The 14031-nt window shown below is 54.4% G+C and carries 12 protein-coding genes; 2 read left to right on the top strand and 10 right to left on the bottom strand.

The genetic code is table 11. The features are described 5' to 3' along the window. Nucleotides 1–64: 64 nt before the first annotated feature. The 7 genes from AWM70_RS05660 to AWM70_RS05630 all read right to left on the bottom strand — a co-directional run bounded on the left by AWM70_RS05660 (nucleotide 65) and on the right by AWM70_RS05630 (nucleotide 6067). The gene (locus AWM70_RS05660) at nucleotides 65–691 is read right to left on the bottom strand and encodes an FMN-dependent NADH-azoreductase (protein ID WP_068694732.1); all 627 of its coding nucleotides are present in this window, start codon (nucleotides 689–691) and stop codon (nucleotides 65–67) included. A 92-nt stretch (nucleotides 692–783) separates the two neighbouring features. Further along, nucleotides 784–1146, bottom strand: coding sequence for a replication termination protein (locus AWM70_RS05655; protein WP_068694731.1), 363 nt, complete (start codon nucleotides 1144–1146; stop codon nucleotides 784–786). Between the two features lie 283 nt (nucleotides 1147–1429). Further along, a complete protein-coding gene (locus tag AWM70_RS05650) occupies nucleotides 1430–2107 on the bottom strand; it encodes a response regulator (protein ID WP_068694730.1) in 678 nt (225 codons plus the stop codon). A gap of 29 nt (nucleotides 2108–2136) precedes the next feature. Further along, a complete protein-coding gene (locus AWM70_RS05645; protein ID WP_068694729.1) occupies nucleotides 2137–2955 on the bottom strand; it encodes a sensor histidine kinase in 819 nt (272 codons plus the stop codon). Between the two features lie 206 nt (nucleotides 2956–3161). Further along, nucleotides 3162–4619 (bottom strand): N-acetylglucosamine-specific PTS transporter subunit IIBC, encoded by a 1458-nt coding sequence (gene nagE, locus AWM70_RS05640; protein ID WP_068694728.1) that lies wholly within the window; start codon nucleotides 4617–4619, stop codon nucleotides 3162–3164. Between the two features lie 24 nt (nucleotides 4620–4643). After that, nucleotides 4644–5147, bottom strand: a complete 504-nt coding sequence (locus tag AWM70_RS05635) for a PTS sugar transporter subunit IIA (RefSeq protein ID WP_068694727.1) — start codon at nucleotides 5145–5147, stop codon at nucleotides 4644–4646. Between the two features lie 62 nt (nucleotides 5148–5209). After that, nucleotides 5210–6067, bottom strand: coding sequence for a PRD domain-containing protein (locus AWM70_RS05630; RefSeq protein WP_068694726.1), 858 nt, complete (start codon nucleotides 6065–6067; stop codon nucleotides 5210–5212). A gap of 324 nt (nucleotides 6068–6391) precedes the next feature. On the opposite strand from AWM70_RS05630, the gene AWM70_RS05625 reads away from it, so the two are divergent. Further along, a complete protein-coding gene (locus AWM70_RS05625) occupies nucleotides 6392–8575 on the top strand; it encodes a YhgE/Pip domain-containing protein (RefSeq protein WP_068694725.1) in 2184 nt (727 codons plus the stop codon). Between the two features lie 113 nt (nucleotides 8576–8688). Here the strand turns inward: AWM70_RS05625 and AWM70_RS05620 are convergent, their stop codons facing one another. Together AWM70_RS05620 and hrpB are read right to left on the bottom strand one after the other, a co-directional pair. Next, nucleotides 8689–9270 carry a general stress protein gene (locus AWM70_RS05620; protein WP_083180134.1) on the bottom strand — a complete coding sequence of 194 codons (582 nt, stop codon included), beginning with the start codon at nucleotides 9268–9270 and terminating at the stop codon, nucleotides 8689–8691. A gap of 85 nt (nucleotides 9271–9355) precedes the next feature. Continuing rightward, entirely contained in the window at nucleotides 9356–11884 is a 2529-nt protein-coding gene (gene hrpB / locus AWM70_RS05615; protein ID WP_068694724.1) for an ATP-dependent helicase HrpB, read from the bottom strand. A 242-nt stretch (nucleotides 11885–12126) separates the two neighbouring features. Here hrpB and gluQRS point away from each other — a divergent pair, with 242 nt between their 5' ends. Beyond that, a complete protein-coding gene (gene gluQRS / locus AWM70_RS05610; protein ID WP_068694723.1) occupies nucleotides 12127–13095 on the top strand; it encodes a tRNA glutamyl-Q(34) synthetase GluQRS in 969 nt (322 codons plus the stop codon). Nucleotides 13096–13205: 110 nt separating this feature from the next. Here gluQRS and AWM70_RS05605 read toward each other — a convergent pair whose 3' ends face one another. Further along, nucleotides 13206–14012 (bottom strand): SDR family oxidoreductase, encoded by an 807-nt coding sequence (locus AWM70_RS05605; RefSeq protein WP_068694722.1) that lies wholly within the window; start codon nucleotides 14010–14012, stop codon nucleotides 13206–13208. Between the last annotated feature and the right edge of the window lie 19 nt (nucleotides 14013–14031).

Genomic DNA, 14031 nt, shown 5'->3' with positions numbered 1-14031 from the left:
CCTATTTTAATTAGCTGCGCCCGTTATTATACAGGCAACGCAGATCCAGCTTAACTTCGTTCTATTAGAACTTGGAAGCCAGTTCAGCTGCTTGTTTAACGCCTTCGCCGATGATGGCTTCAGCACGGTCGGCAAATTGGTTGTGGCCTTCAACCACTACAGTTTCAGGGTTTTGAATACCCCAGAAAGCAAGAACGTTCTTCACATAGTTCAGGGACATTTCCAGACCGGCCATAGGGCCTTCGGAATAAACGCCACCGCGTGCGTTGAGCAGGACAACTTTTTTCTCGCCTACCAAGCCTACAGGACCTTCAGCTGTATATTTGAACGTTTTGCCAGCTTGGTTCAGGTAGAACAGGTAAGTAAGCAATTGAGCAGGAATCGTGAAGTTCCAGAGCGGGAACGCGATAACTACTTTGTCAGCAGCCAGGAACTGATCCAGGTAAGTGTTCGCCAGGTCAGCGGCTTTTTGCTCGGCATGAGTCGCCGGGATATCGTTGCCCAGCTTGTACAAACCAGTCAGCATGTCGTTATCATAGTATGGAAGATCAGCAGCAAACAGGTCAAGCTCAGTCACTGCATCTTCTGGATGTGCAGCTTTGTAGCTGTGCAGGAAGCTTTCATACAGTTTAACGGAAACGGATTGCTCGGCCGGACGACCGTTAGCTTTAATAAACAAAACGTGTGACATGATTTCCCTCCTGGAAATAACTAAATTTTATTTTATAACTTTCATTAGTATAGTAAGTGGTTATTCGTCACTTGTCAACCTATATTTTTTGCTCAGGAAAAATGATCGCGAGCCGCCTTGTTCAAAATGCCCAGGCACCGGTCCAAATCCGTTTTAACCTGCTTGCGGTACAGCTGTGCTTTCTCCATCCCGACATCCGTGAAATGATATAACACGATTTCTTGAAAGTCGACGCCGGGATCTCCGCCCTTCAGCTTCTTCGTCCGGTATAAAATCCCTTCCTGCACCAGTTCATGCAGAGCCCGGTAAATTTCGCTTTGAGGAGGAACGTAGCCCTGAGGGGCGAATTCCGTCTTCAGCTCTTCCAGCATCTGATACCCGTAACCTCGGTGCTCTTCTACCAGCTTTAATAGATACAATTTCAGGAAAGCCCGCTGGGCGATCATAAAAGCCATGTTCCATCCTCCTTTTTGCCGTGAAAAATTTTCCATCTCTATAATTATATGAAACTTTCGAAACAGGCGCAATTCGGTCCTTGTTCCTAGGTTTTAGAATCAAGGGAGCTGAAGAGGATGAGAATCGCAGAAACTAGATGGGGTGAGAAAATCGGGGTTCTTGTTGTGAATTTTTCATATGTTGTAATAATAGAATTAGGAGGCTTTCGGTAATCGGCTCGTTTAAAAAATAACGACCCTCCCGCCGATGAAAGGGATGGTCGTTATGGGTTTGATGAATGCTTTACCGCTTCCGCCGCTGCTCCTTGCCGTCCCGTCTGGCTTTGACCCAGCCCCGCTCCACGGCATACCGGGTTAGCTGGACCCGGTTCTCCAGCTGCAGCTTGTGCATGATGTTTTTCAGATGATTTTTAACCGTTTGGTCGGAAATTTCCAGTACCTGCGCTACCTCGCGGTTGGTCATGCCTTGCGCTACCCACTGCAAAATTTCCCGTTCGCGTACGGTAAGCGGGTGTTCTCCCTCTATCTCGGACCGGGCTGCTGCCGGAATTTCACGCAGAATCTGCAGGGCCAGCTCGCTTGAAAACATCGCCTCGTCGTTTAGAACGGCATGCAGATATTCGATCCAGGTGGACGGAGACAGATTTTTAAGCAAAAATCCCTGCGCCCCCTGCTTTAAGGCCTCAAATAAATAAGCTGCGTCGTCAGACACTGTTACGAGTACGATTTTGATATACGGGAATCGCAGCTTGATCGTCCTGGTGGCCTCCAGACCGTCCATATCCGGCATGCCGATATCCATAATAATCAAGTCCGGCATGTACTGCTCGGTTAATGCGATGGCTTCCCGGCCGCCTGATGCCGTGCCGATCACTTCAAAAGCCGAATCCTCGGCCAGAATTTCACAGATTCCTTCCCTTGCATGCGCATGATCGTCAACCACAAGAATTCTTGCTTTCATGTTACTGGCTCTCCTTTAGCAATCACTTATTACGGCTTATATAGGATGACGCTTGTTGATCCTTCCCTGCTGTCCAGCTGGACCTGCCAGCCCATCTTTGCTGCGCGTTCGCGTACAATTCTCAGTCCGTATGTACCGGACTTGTCCATTTCGCCGGGCGCGATACCTTTCCCCTGGTCCCGGATCTCAACTTTCCAGCCTGTATCCTCAGCCGCCGCTTCTATGTATACCTCGGCTTGGCCGGAGTGCTTCCGGGCGTTCATGACCGCTTCGCGGACACAGGCCAGCAGTTCAATCTTCTCCTGGACCGTCAACCGGCCTTCGGCCAGCCGCCACTGCATGTGCACCTTCATCTGAATTTCTTTGCCCAGACCCGCGATCAAGCCGGGCAGCGTCTCCCCTTCATCCAGCATTTCATCAACCGAATACCGTAGATTGGAGATGGACTGCCGGACATAATCATTGACGGTATGAACCGTTTTGCGCAGCTCGTCCAGCGGGATTTCTTCACCGCGGAGCTGCTGCTTCTCCGCTTTCTCCAGCTTGACCGCCAAAAGAAACAACGACTGGGCAATGCCGTCATGAAGCTCACTGGCAAGCTGCTCCCGAGCCTCAAGTTTAGCTTTAACGGCGCGTTCCTGCTGCAGCTCCTCCTGAAACCTCTCCATCCGCGAGAACAGCGGAAGCAGCAGCATCAAGCTGATCAGAAAGAGCAGAATCGGCGTCACCACATTGCCCGCACTCATCGAAAAATAAGGCATCAGCAGCGTATGACGCACAAGCTCCCATAATCCGACCAGCAGCGGGGGGAACAGCAGAATCAACCATTTGGTTAGTTTATAGGACATAAGAACAAATCCTCCAGCTGGCAATCTTTACAACATTTCCGTTCGTGACCAGATGGTCCGTTCTTAACGAATATACGACAATAATAGCTTTATGGCAAAAAGATGAGGCAGAAGCAGCCGTTCTCCCCCGTAAAAAAACCGGCGCTCATGCGAGCGCCGGTCGAGGAAGCTGCACTCTCCATAAGCCGAGTGCAGCAAAGGTTATTTTATAGAAGTTTCTTGATTTCATCCTTGATCGCTTCGGATTTAGGGCCAAAGACGACCTGGACTGCACCTTTGCCAAGACGCATGACACCGGAAGCGCCCAATCCGCGCAGCGTTGGATCGCTGACGGCTTGATCGTCTTTAACAACCAGACGAAGACGGGTAATACATGCATCCACGGATTCCACATTGTCCGCCCCGCCGATCGCCGCCAAAATTTTGGCTGCTTGGCTGTCCGCAGAAGCTACTGCATCGGCCAAAGCCGTTTCGCCCGTTGCGGACAACTCGACGTCGTCTTCTCTTCCTGGCGTCTTCAGGTTCATTTTGACAATGATGATCCGGAACAAGAAGTAATAAACAACCGCAAACACAAGTCCTACCGGAATCAGCACCCATGGCTTCGTGGAAAGCGGGAAGTTCAGCGCATAGTCGATAAATCCGGCTGAGAACCCGAAGCCCAGCTTCACGCCAAGCGTGTACATAACGAATCCGGCAACGCCGGTCAGAATCGCATGGATCACATACAGAAACGGCGCAACAAACATAAAGGAGAACTCAAGCGGTTCTGTGATCCCTGTCAGGAAGGAAGCCACGGCTGCTCCAATAAAGATCGAGGCAACCGCTTTTCTTCTTTCCGGTCTTGCCGTATGAATGATGGCCAGCGCGGCACCAGGCAGCGCAAACATCATGATCGGGAAGAACCCGGTCATAAACATACCCGCCGTTTTGTCTCCTGCAAAGAAACGGTTCAGGTCGCCATGAATGACTTTGCCTGCCGCATCCGTAAAGTCGCCGATTTGGAACCAAGCGATCGAGTTGATGATATGATGAAGGCCAAAAGGAACAAGCAGACGGTTGGCCAGCATGTAAATGCCTGCTCCAACACCGCCAAGATCCACAATCCAGTTGCCGAACGTATCCAGCGCCTCTTGAACCGGTCCCCAGATCAGACCGAAAATAATGCCCGATACCACCATTGCCGCTGAGGTAACCATCGGAACAAAACGTTTGCCTCCGAAGAAGCCGAGCCAGTCGGGAAGCTTGATATTGTAGTATTTTTTGTACAAGAAAGCTGCAATACAGCCGGTAAAGATACCGCCGAGTACGCCCATGTCGAGTTTGGCATCGGCGCTCATGATACCGGTAAATACTGTAGGGACTTTGGCCAGTACCTGCAGCAGGATCAGATAACCGATCGCCGCAGACAAGGCGGCTACCGCATCTCCGGCCAAACCGATGGCAACCCCGATGGCAAAAATCATCGGCAGGTTGTCAAAAATCGTCCCCCCGCCGGCAGCCAGGAAAGGCGCGACGTATTGGTTTAAAAATTTGCCTATCTCGCCAAAATGGAAATCCTTGACGTAATCGATGTTGCCAAAACGCAGCAGAATTGCCGCCGCCGGCAGCGTGGCAACCGGAAGCATGAGGGATTTCCCGATTTTCTGGAGAAAAGCCAACATGTGTTCAACACCCTTTCATCTATATTATTTTCGTAAAACCAGTTTTAAAAGGACATCCTGGCCGGCTGTCACCGTACCCGTATTGGTTTCCATGCTTTCGGTCAATTCGTCCGCATTGGTGACTATAACCGGAGTGATCACCGGATAACCCGCAGCTTTGATCTGCTCAAGATCGAATTCGATCAACAGCTGGCCCTGCTTCACCTTATCGGAGGCCGCAACATGGCTGGTAAACCCTTCGCCCTTCAGGGCAACGGTGTTAATGCCTATATGAAACAGGAATTGCAGTCCTGTGCCTTCCTGCTCGAGGATAAGCGCGTGATTTGACTTGATCACATGCGCTACAGTACCATTAAAGGGAGCAATCAGCTTGCCTTCGTTTGGCTCGATAGCGATCCCCTGGCCCATATGCCCGGCGGCAAACGCTTCGTCCGGCACGGCGGATAAAGCGACAGCTTCGCCGCTTACGGGAGCCACGATTTCAACAGCTTGGTTACTATTACTTTTTTTTCTCCATTTTGAGAACATCTTTGCTCCTCCTGTTTCCAATAACTAGGTTGAATTTTTTTGATAGACGGCTTAAGCAAATTCTATCGGCGGATTCTTTGGAACAGCCGGTATAAATGCATCGCCATGTAGCAAATCTCTTCTTCCGGCACCTTCTTATCCAGCTCCTCGGCCATAATCCGGCCCAGCTTCTGGGCAAGGGCATATTCTTCCCGGTATTCAAATCGGATGTGATTAACAAAGGGATTATCAACCGAGGTCCCCTGCAGAATCCGCTCGATCGAATAACGAAGATGCAGCATCAGGCGCACATGGCTTAAGCTGCCTTGATCGAAATGGATGTTCTTCTCCTGCTGAATCGCTTCAATCAGCCTTCCAACAATATTCGATGCTTTAACGAGCTGTCCGACCGGAACATCGCTGGCCGCCGAATAAACATGGTAAGTCAGGAAGCCGATTTCATCTTCCGGAATTTCCAGCTCAAATTCCTGTCCGATCATATCCGCAATCTTGGAAGCGATCTCATATTCTTTGGGAAAAGAAAGCTTGGTTTCAAGCAAAAAGGGGTTGATGATATCCATCCCGTGCCGGATCCGGTAAATCGTAAACTGAAGATGGCTTGGAAGCGCCAAATACACCTTGTCATTCAGTTTGCCCGGAAATTCCCTGGAAATATGTTCGATGATTTTATCCGTAATCTCTATGACCTTTGGATCAAAATCTTCCAGAATGCTTTGATATTGACTCCACTGCTCGCGGTCCTCCAGACGGAACCTCTTCTCGATTCTTGGATCGTTAACGTCAATCGTGCCTTCGTTTTTTACGATAAACCCGATGCCTTTTCCCAGCAGTACATATTCCTTGTTGGTGTTTACCGTGTTTGCCATGACGACATTGTTGCCGATGATCCGCTGGACCTGTAATATTTCAGCTTCCTTCATCGCCACCGCCCCCTTTTAAGGTAAAAACCCCGGATCTTCTTCTATCCTTCCCTACAGCAAAACAAAAAGAGCCAAGGATAAACTTACGCCTTTGGAATTAAAGGGAAGTTTTCCTTGGCTCATGCCCATTTATACGTCATGGTAACACGCCGTCAGAAAGATTTGCTTTTGTTGTGTCCATCATAAAACAGGCATTTGTATTCGTCAATACAAAAAATCGGGCCTCCCGACCTTCTTTCCTTTTTCGCTGTTTTCTCCCGGTACTATCAGGCATACAATTCGCCGCGCTCACAAACAATAAGGAAAAAATAGCCGGAGGTCCTTATGAATAAAATATTTTCCCTATATGCCCGGGACATTCGCAGAATCACCGGCAATTGGGCAGCCGCTCTGGTTATCGGAGGGCTTGTGCTTCTGCCGTCCCTTTACGCCTGGTTTAATATCCTGGCCTCTTGGGACCCTTACGGTCAAACCAAAGGGCTCAGCGTGGCCGTTGCCAGCGTGGATAAAGGGGCAACCGTTCAGGGAAAATCGATTAACGCGGGAAACGAAATTATCAGCTCCCTGAAAGAGAATCACAGCATCGGCTGGGTGTTCACCACGCCGGAAGCCGCGCTCAGCGGCGTTAAACGGGGCGAATTCTACGCCTCGATCGAAATTCCGTCCGATTTCTCCCAGCGGATCGCTTCGGTATTAACGGAGAACCCGCAGAAAGCGGAAATCCAATATACGGTGAACGAGAAAATAAACGCCGTAGCGCCTAAAATCACCTCCCAAGGCGCCAGTTCAATTGTGGAGGAGGTCAGCCGAAATTTCGTACAAACGGCTAACGGCGCGATCTTTAAGGTGTTTAACCAGCTTGGCGCCGAGCTTCAGGAGCAGCTGCCGTTCATTCATAAGCTTACTTCGCTGGTTCTCAAGCTGGAAAGCCGTTTCCCGGAAATCAACCAGGCGGCCAAAACGGCGTCTTCCGATTTAAACGAAGCGGGAGGCATCGTCACCCGCGTCCAGCAGGCGCTGCCTCAGGCCAAACACCTGGCCGATCAAGGACTTAAGGTCACTTCGGCCTTGTCCGCGTTTCTGGACAACAGCCAAAACGTCATCGCATCCTCCGGACCGGCGGCCAAATCCGTTTTGTCGCAGGTGGAGCAGACGGCTACGAATGCTGCTGCCCTGGCGGAAATGCTGAAGGAAGCTAATGAATCAGGTGCCGTTACCGAAGCCGTCTCCCGGCTGGAGCAAAACCAAACCGCCTTAGCCGCCGTCCGTCAGGCCTCGGAAAGTTTGTCCGAGCTGCTGACCCAGCTAAAAAGCTGGAGCCTGTCAAGCCGCGGCCAATCCTCGGCAGCTTCCTCTACCTTAGGGCGGACTGCGGACAAGGTCGACCAAATGATCGGAAAATTGACCCGGCTGGAACAGCTAAATCGTTCGCTGCTTGAAGCCGCCAAAGCCGGAAACGCCCTTTCTCCGGAAGAGCTGGATTCCTTTGCAGCGCTATCCCGTGAAACGGCAGCAGCCGCAAAGGATCTGCTGGACCGCTTTGAGGGCGAGATTCAGCCTGCTTTGCTCGGGGCCGTAGACAACGCCCGGGCTTCTGCTAAAGAAGCCGGAGACCTGCTCAAGGACGCCAAGTCCACCCTGCCTGAAGTCAGCCATATCCTGACCGATGCCGCACAGGGCATTCGTCTCGGCAGCAAGGAGTTGTCCATGCTGAGCCGGCAGCTTCCGGAAGCCGAGCAGAAGGTCCATGAGCTGGCGGACCGGCTGCGCTCCCTTGAGACGGAAGGCGACCTGCAAAGCCTGATCGATCTGCTGAAGCTGAATTTCCAGAAGGAAAGCGAGTTTTTTGCCCAGCCTGTCACGTTATCCGAACATCAGCTGTTTCCTATTCCAAATTACGGGTCGGCGATGTCGCCTTTCTTCTCCACGCTTTCCCTTTGGGTCGGCGGACTGCTGCTGGTTTCATTGCTGACTGTCGAAGTGCATGAACCCGGGCTCACTTACCGGAGCTACGAGGTTTATTTCGGACGGTTCCTTACCTTTTGGACGCTTGCTGTGCTGCAGTCCCTGTTTGTGACGGCCGGCGATCTGCTCCTGCTGGGCACTTATGCAGCAGAACCGGTCTGGTTTGTCGTCTTTGGCATCCTGCTCAGCAGCGTGTTTATGCTGATGATCTATACGCTGGTCTCCGTCTTCGGCAACGTCGGCAAAGCGATGGCGATTGTCCTGCTGGTGCTTCAGCTTGCCGGGTCGGGCGGAACTTTCCCGATTCAGGTCACCCCGCCTTTCTTTCAGGCGGTTTATCCCTTCCTGCCTTTCACTTATGCGATCCGGATGATGCGGGAAGCGGTCGGCGGCATCCTGTGGGATATCGTCGGCTCCTCCGCTTTGATGCTGCTATTGTTCGCAGCCAGCGCTCTTGCGATAGGGATCGGGTTAAAGGAGATCATTAACTCCGTTTCTTCGAATTTCGTCAAAAAAGCGAAAAGAAGCAAATTGATTCATTAAGAGCATTAGAGCGTGAAAAGCGTTAGTTATAAAGGCATTCCAGACCGCAAAAGGCTGCCCTCCGCAGCAGAAAAACGCGGAGGGCAGCCTTTTGACTGGATCGGACAAACCCGTTATTTATGTGTATAGCCGTCGGTTCTGTAATCGTTAACGCCAGCTTGGGCATTGGCCCCGATTTGACGCGGATCGACGTTATCAAACCTGTGGGCATTGATGGCCCGGTTGTCTCTGAAGGCATCATAAACCCGGGTCTGGCGTTCTGCTTCGTCTTCATCAACCAGAACAAGTATCTTCCCTTCATTGATATAGTTCTCGTATTCCCGGGCTTCCTCCTCCGGAATGCCCAGCCCAACAAGACCGCCTACCAAACCGCCTGCACCTGCGCCGACTACCGCTCCGGTTAAGGTCGCCGCTATAGGGCCTGCCGCCAGAATCGGGCCGATTCCCGGAATAGCAAGCAGACCCAAACCCGCCAGCAGACCGGTTACTCCGCCCAGAACACCGCCGGTCGCCGCTCCCGCGGTTACGCCTTCGGGGGCTTTGGTACCCGTATCTTCGGCAATCGCTTCGCTGTCCCGGCGGTCCCGGGTTATGACGGAAATGCCTTCCGCGTTATATCCTTCCTGCTGCAGTGCCGAAATGGCAGCAGTAGCTTCTCTTTCCGTTTCAAACACACCTACGATTTTTTTAGCCATATGAATCGCCTCCCTAAAAGTAGGTCGTACATCCTACTTTTACCCCGGAGGAACAAGATTAAACGTTTTATTGGCCTAAACGAGGTTATTTGCCGCCGCCTGGCCGAACTCTTCGGGTGGCTTCCGCCGCAAACGGGTCGTCCGGCCAATAATGTTTGGGGTAACGGCCTTTCAGGTCTTTTTTGACCTCGAAATAGGTATGCTCCCAGAAGCTGCGCAGATCCGAGGTGACCTGAACCGGACGAGCCGCCGGCGACAGCAGATGGAGGGTCAAGGGAACCCGCCCAAAGGCCAGTCTCGGCGTATCCAGCTGCCCAAACATCTCCTGAAGCTTGACCGAAATATAAGGAGCCTGCGGGCCTTCGTAAACCACGGCGATCCTCGAGCCGCTCGGCACCTGAATCCAGGCAGGAGCTTCCTGGTCCAGCTGGCGCTTCTGCTCCCAAGTCAATAGGCTTTCCAGCATCTGCACCAGATTCAGCTTCTGCAGATCCGCTTTGCGCCTGAAGCCGGCGGCATAAGGTCCGATCCATTCAGCGGCCTGACGCTGCAGCGACTCGTCGGAGACATCCGGCCAATCGCCGGAGGGGGCGTAACGAGCCAGAAACTGAATGCGCGCCTGCAGCTGGCGAGATTTGGCGTTCCACGGCAACAGGCCTATTCCGCCGCCGGCAATAGTCCCCAGCAGCGCTTGCAGCACATCCTCTCTGGAAGGCTTCGGATCGGGCGTCTTCTGGTAAACAACCGCACCCAGCATCACCGTGCGCCAGGCTCTGACCGATTCGGTAGCCTCGCCCCAGACGACCCGTTTGAATTCCTTCATCTGTGGACGCCAGTAGGTTTCCATGTGATCCGCCTCCAGCGGGGCAGCCCAGACGATGCGGCCTTCCGTCCCTTCGTCATCCACTTCGGCGGCCACAAGGTATGGGCTGCCGGCCAGCGGCGAAGCGGCGGGCAGAGCGGCGCCGCGGCCGCCGCTCAGCAGATAACGGCCGCCGGGACGGAGCTGGCCGATCCGGTCAGGGAAGGCGAACGACAGCAGGAGTCCGCAGACCGCTTCCGCTTCCGGAACCTGCGGAAGCGGCCCTGGGCCGGCGCCCAGCTGCTTCGCCCAGCGCCGGCTTTGGCGCAGCAGCGGCTGCAGCTCCGCCGCCGCTGCGGTTCCCCCAGGCGCGTCCAGCCCCGCGCCTGGCCCTGCCGCGCCGCGCTCTGCAGCCAGCAGCGCGGCAAGGGCCCGCCGCACGTCGGCGTCATTCCCGCCCAGGCGAAGCTGGCGGGAATCCTCGAGCAGCGCGGCGAGCAGGCAGGCCAGACGCCCGTACCCGAGGCGTCTGGTTTCCAGCAGCATCCGGCCAAGGCGCGGATGCAGGCCGAGGCCGGCCATTTCCCGGCCGGCCCCGGTGAGCCTCCCGTCCTCGTCCAGCGCGCCAAGCGCCTGGAGCAGCTGGACCGCCCCGGCATACCCTCCTGCCGGGGGCGGAGTCAGCCAATCCAGCTCGGACGGGGGCGAACCCCACACCGCAAGCGCTAACGCAAGCGGTGCCAGATCCGCCTCCAGCATCTCCGGAGGCGTCTCTTCCTTGAGCTGCCTGTCGTCCTCTTCCGTCCACAGGCGGTAACACACGCCGGGCGCGGTCCGGCCCGCGCGTCCACGGCGCTGGTCGGCCGAATCCCGGGCCGCCCGCACCGTGGTCAGCCGCCCCATCCCGGTTCGGGGCGAGAACAGCTCCGTCCGCCGCAGGCCGCTGTCGATGACGACCGTGATGCCTTCCACGGTCAAGCTGGACTCCGCAATCGACGTAGCCAGCACGATCTTTCGCTGTCCGTCCGGCAAAGCTTTAATCGCTTCCTGCTGCTGCTCCTGCGTCATCGCTCCGTACAGCGGGACCACTTGGGCACCAGCTAGATCAACGGCCGCGAGCTTCTGCTCCGCCCTGCGAATTTCGCGGATGCCGGGCAGAAAGACCAGCATATTCCCTGTGTGCTCCTGAAGAGCCCCGAGAACGGTGCGCTGCACCAAAACCTCAAGCGGGGTTTCGTTCCGTTCTGTCAGGTAGCGGGTCTCCACCGGATAAACCCGGCCCTGACTGCGGATGACCGGGGCTCCGCCCAGCAACGCCGAAACCGGCCCTTCCTTCAGCGTGGCCGACATGACCAAAATTCGCAGATCCTCGCGCAGCAGCTGCTGGCTTTGTCTGGCGAGCGCCAGCCCAAGATCGGAGTGCAGATTCCGCTCATGAAATTCATCAAATATAATCAGTCCGGTGCCAATCAAAGCCGGATCATTTTGCAGCATTAATGTTAAAATCCCTTCGGTAACTACCGTAATGCGGGTTTGAGGGCTGGTCCGGCTCTCCATGCGGATGCGGTAGCCAACCGTTTCGCCAACCTGCTCTCCCAGCTCGCGGGCCATATAAGCGGCGGCGGACCGCGCCGCCAGACGCCGCGGCTCCAGCATCAGAATGCCCTGGCCGTCCAGCCAGGATTCCTTTAACAGGGCAAGCGGCGTTCTCGTTGTTTTGCCCGCACCAGGTTCGGCGATCAGAACGGCATTTTCGCCTTTCTCAAGCACCAGGGCCAGTTCGGGCAGACATTCATCAACCGGTAATCTCATTTCTTGTTTCTCCTCTTCTTCCTGTGCTTGCTGTTTCCATATCCACTTTCCTAATCCCTAATCATAAGCGGGGGCTCTGAACCTGTCAAAACCGGAAACCAAGCCATGCAGGGCGATCCTTGATTTGATATGATAGAAAGACGTGAACAGCTGGAGCCGGGACGGCGAAGCCGCGGCAGCAGCTCCGGTTGAAAGCCATGATTCGACTTTAGAGTAAAGCTATATTAGGAAGTGATCGCACCATGATAAGAGGACGTTTTGCCCCTACGCCATCGGGAACGATGCATTTGGGCAATGCCAAAATCGCTCTGCTGTCCTGGCTCCAGGTCCGCGCTGCGAACGGCGCATTTGTGCTGCGGATAGAAGATATTGACCTGCAGCGCTCCAAACCCGAATTAGTCGAGCAAATTATCGCCGATATGAAGTGGCTTGGCCTGAATTGGGATGAAGGACCCGGTCAGGGAGGAAATTACGGACCTTATACGCAAAGCGAACGGCTGGACCGGTATGAGCAGGCCCTGCAGGAGCTGGAGCATAAAGGGCGCCTGTATCCCTGCTACTGCAGCCGGGCCGAGCTGCTGCAAATTGCCGGGGCTCCTCATGGCCTGGCCTCGGAAGGCCCTGTTTATCCGGGAACCTGCCGAAAGCTGACACCCCAGGAACGCGAGGAACGGGCCCTTTATAAAAGGCCTTCGATCCGGTTTGCACTCCAGGACGAGCAATATGAGGTCCAAGACGGCATTGCCGGGGTTCAGCTTTTTCCTGAGGCCAGCGGCGGAGATTTTATCGTAAAAAGAGCGGACGGCATGTATTCTTACCAGCTCGCCGTGACCGTAGACGACGCTGCGATGGGCATTACCCATGTGCTGCGCGGCAGCGATCTTCTCGATTCAACCCCCCGGCAGCTGGCTCTTTATGAGGCCTTTGGCTGGCCGCCGCCGCAGTTTGCCCATGCGCCTTTGCTTATGGGGGAAGACGGGCGGCGGCTCGCCAAACGCCATGGCGATCTCAGCCTGGTCCAGCTTCGCCGTTCCGGCCTTCCCGCAGAGAGGGTTATCGGCTGGCTGGCTTATATCAGCGGGCTGATCGACCGGCCCGAGCCCGTTCAGGCCTCAGAGCTGGTTACAGGATTTACGCTGGACCTAATCTCGAAATCGCCCTTTACGTTGACCTCGCAGATGGTTCAGCAGCTGCTGGCCCATACTCCCTAGCACTGTGTTTCTACAACATTCAAAAAAAGCCGGATAAAGGAATGATGTAAATTCCCTTACCCGGCTTTTAAATTCATTACCCGTGTATGGCTGCGCAGCAGAGCACAGTTCTATAACAACGCTTCCGCCCCATCAATCCGCACCCGTGCCCCCGTAATATGTTTGGAGGCATCCGAGGCAAGGAAGCAGACCAGTTCAGCAACATCCTCCGGCTGGCCCGGACCGTCGGCAAGCGGCTGGCTGCCCTCTGGATATTCGACCGGAATAACGATCTCTTTCAGCTCGTCGCTGATTTTGGTTGATTCGTCGACATTGGTCGCGATTGCCCCCGGGCTGATGACATTGACGCGGATTTTGAATTTAGCCAGCTCCAGCGCCGCCATTTTGGCAAAAGCCACCTGTCCTGCTTTGGTAGTGCTGTAAGCCGAGGCGCCCCAGCCGGCAAAACGGTCAAGTCCGTTGATGGAGCTGGTAATGATAATGCTGCCGGCTCCTTTCTTTTTCATATAAGGAATTGTATGTTTGACGGAAAGGAAGGTGCCGTTTAAGTTGATCCGCAGCGTTTGCTCCCAATCTTCTAGACGCATATCCTCAATCGGTCCCCAGGCCCCGTTAATCCCCGCATTGGCAAACAAAATGTCCACCCCGCCAAAATAAGCCGCAGCTTCCTTGATCGCTTTCGCCACTCGGGCTTCATCGGAGACGTCCACGTCAAACGCACGGGATACCCCCTGGAAAATTTGATTGATCTCATTTTCAGTCTCCGCAATCCGCTGATCGTTCAGATCAAAAAGCGCCACCTTCGCTCCTTCCCTTGCCAGCTGGATGGCTGTTGCTTTCCCGATTCCCGAACCCGCGCCAGTCACAATCGCTGTTTTGCCGCTAAAGCGTTGAACTGTCTGGTTTGTTCCTGTCATGGACGCACGCTCCTTTTTT

The sequence above is a fragment of the Paenibacillus yonginensis genome, from assembly GCF_001685395.1.
GTDB lineage: Bacteria > Bacillota > Bacilli > Paenibacillales > Paenibacillaceae > Fontibacillus > Fontibacillus yonginensis.
Note: the sequence above shows the minus strand (reverse complement) of the source record. Positions and strands in the feature narration are given on the sequence as shown.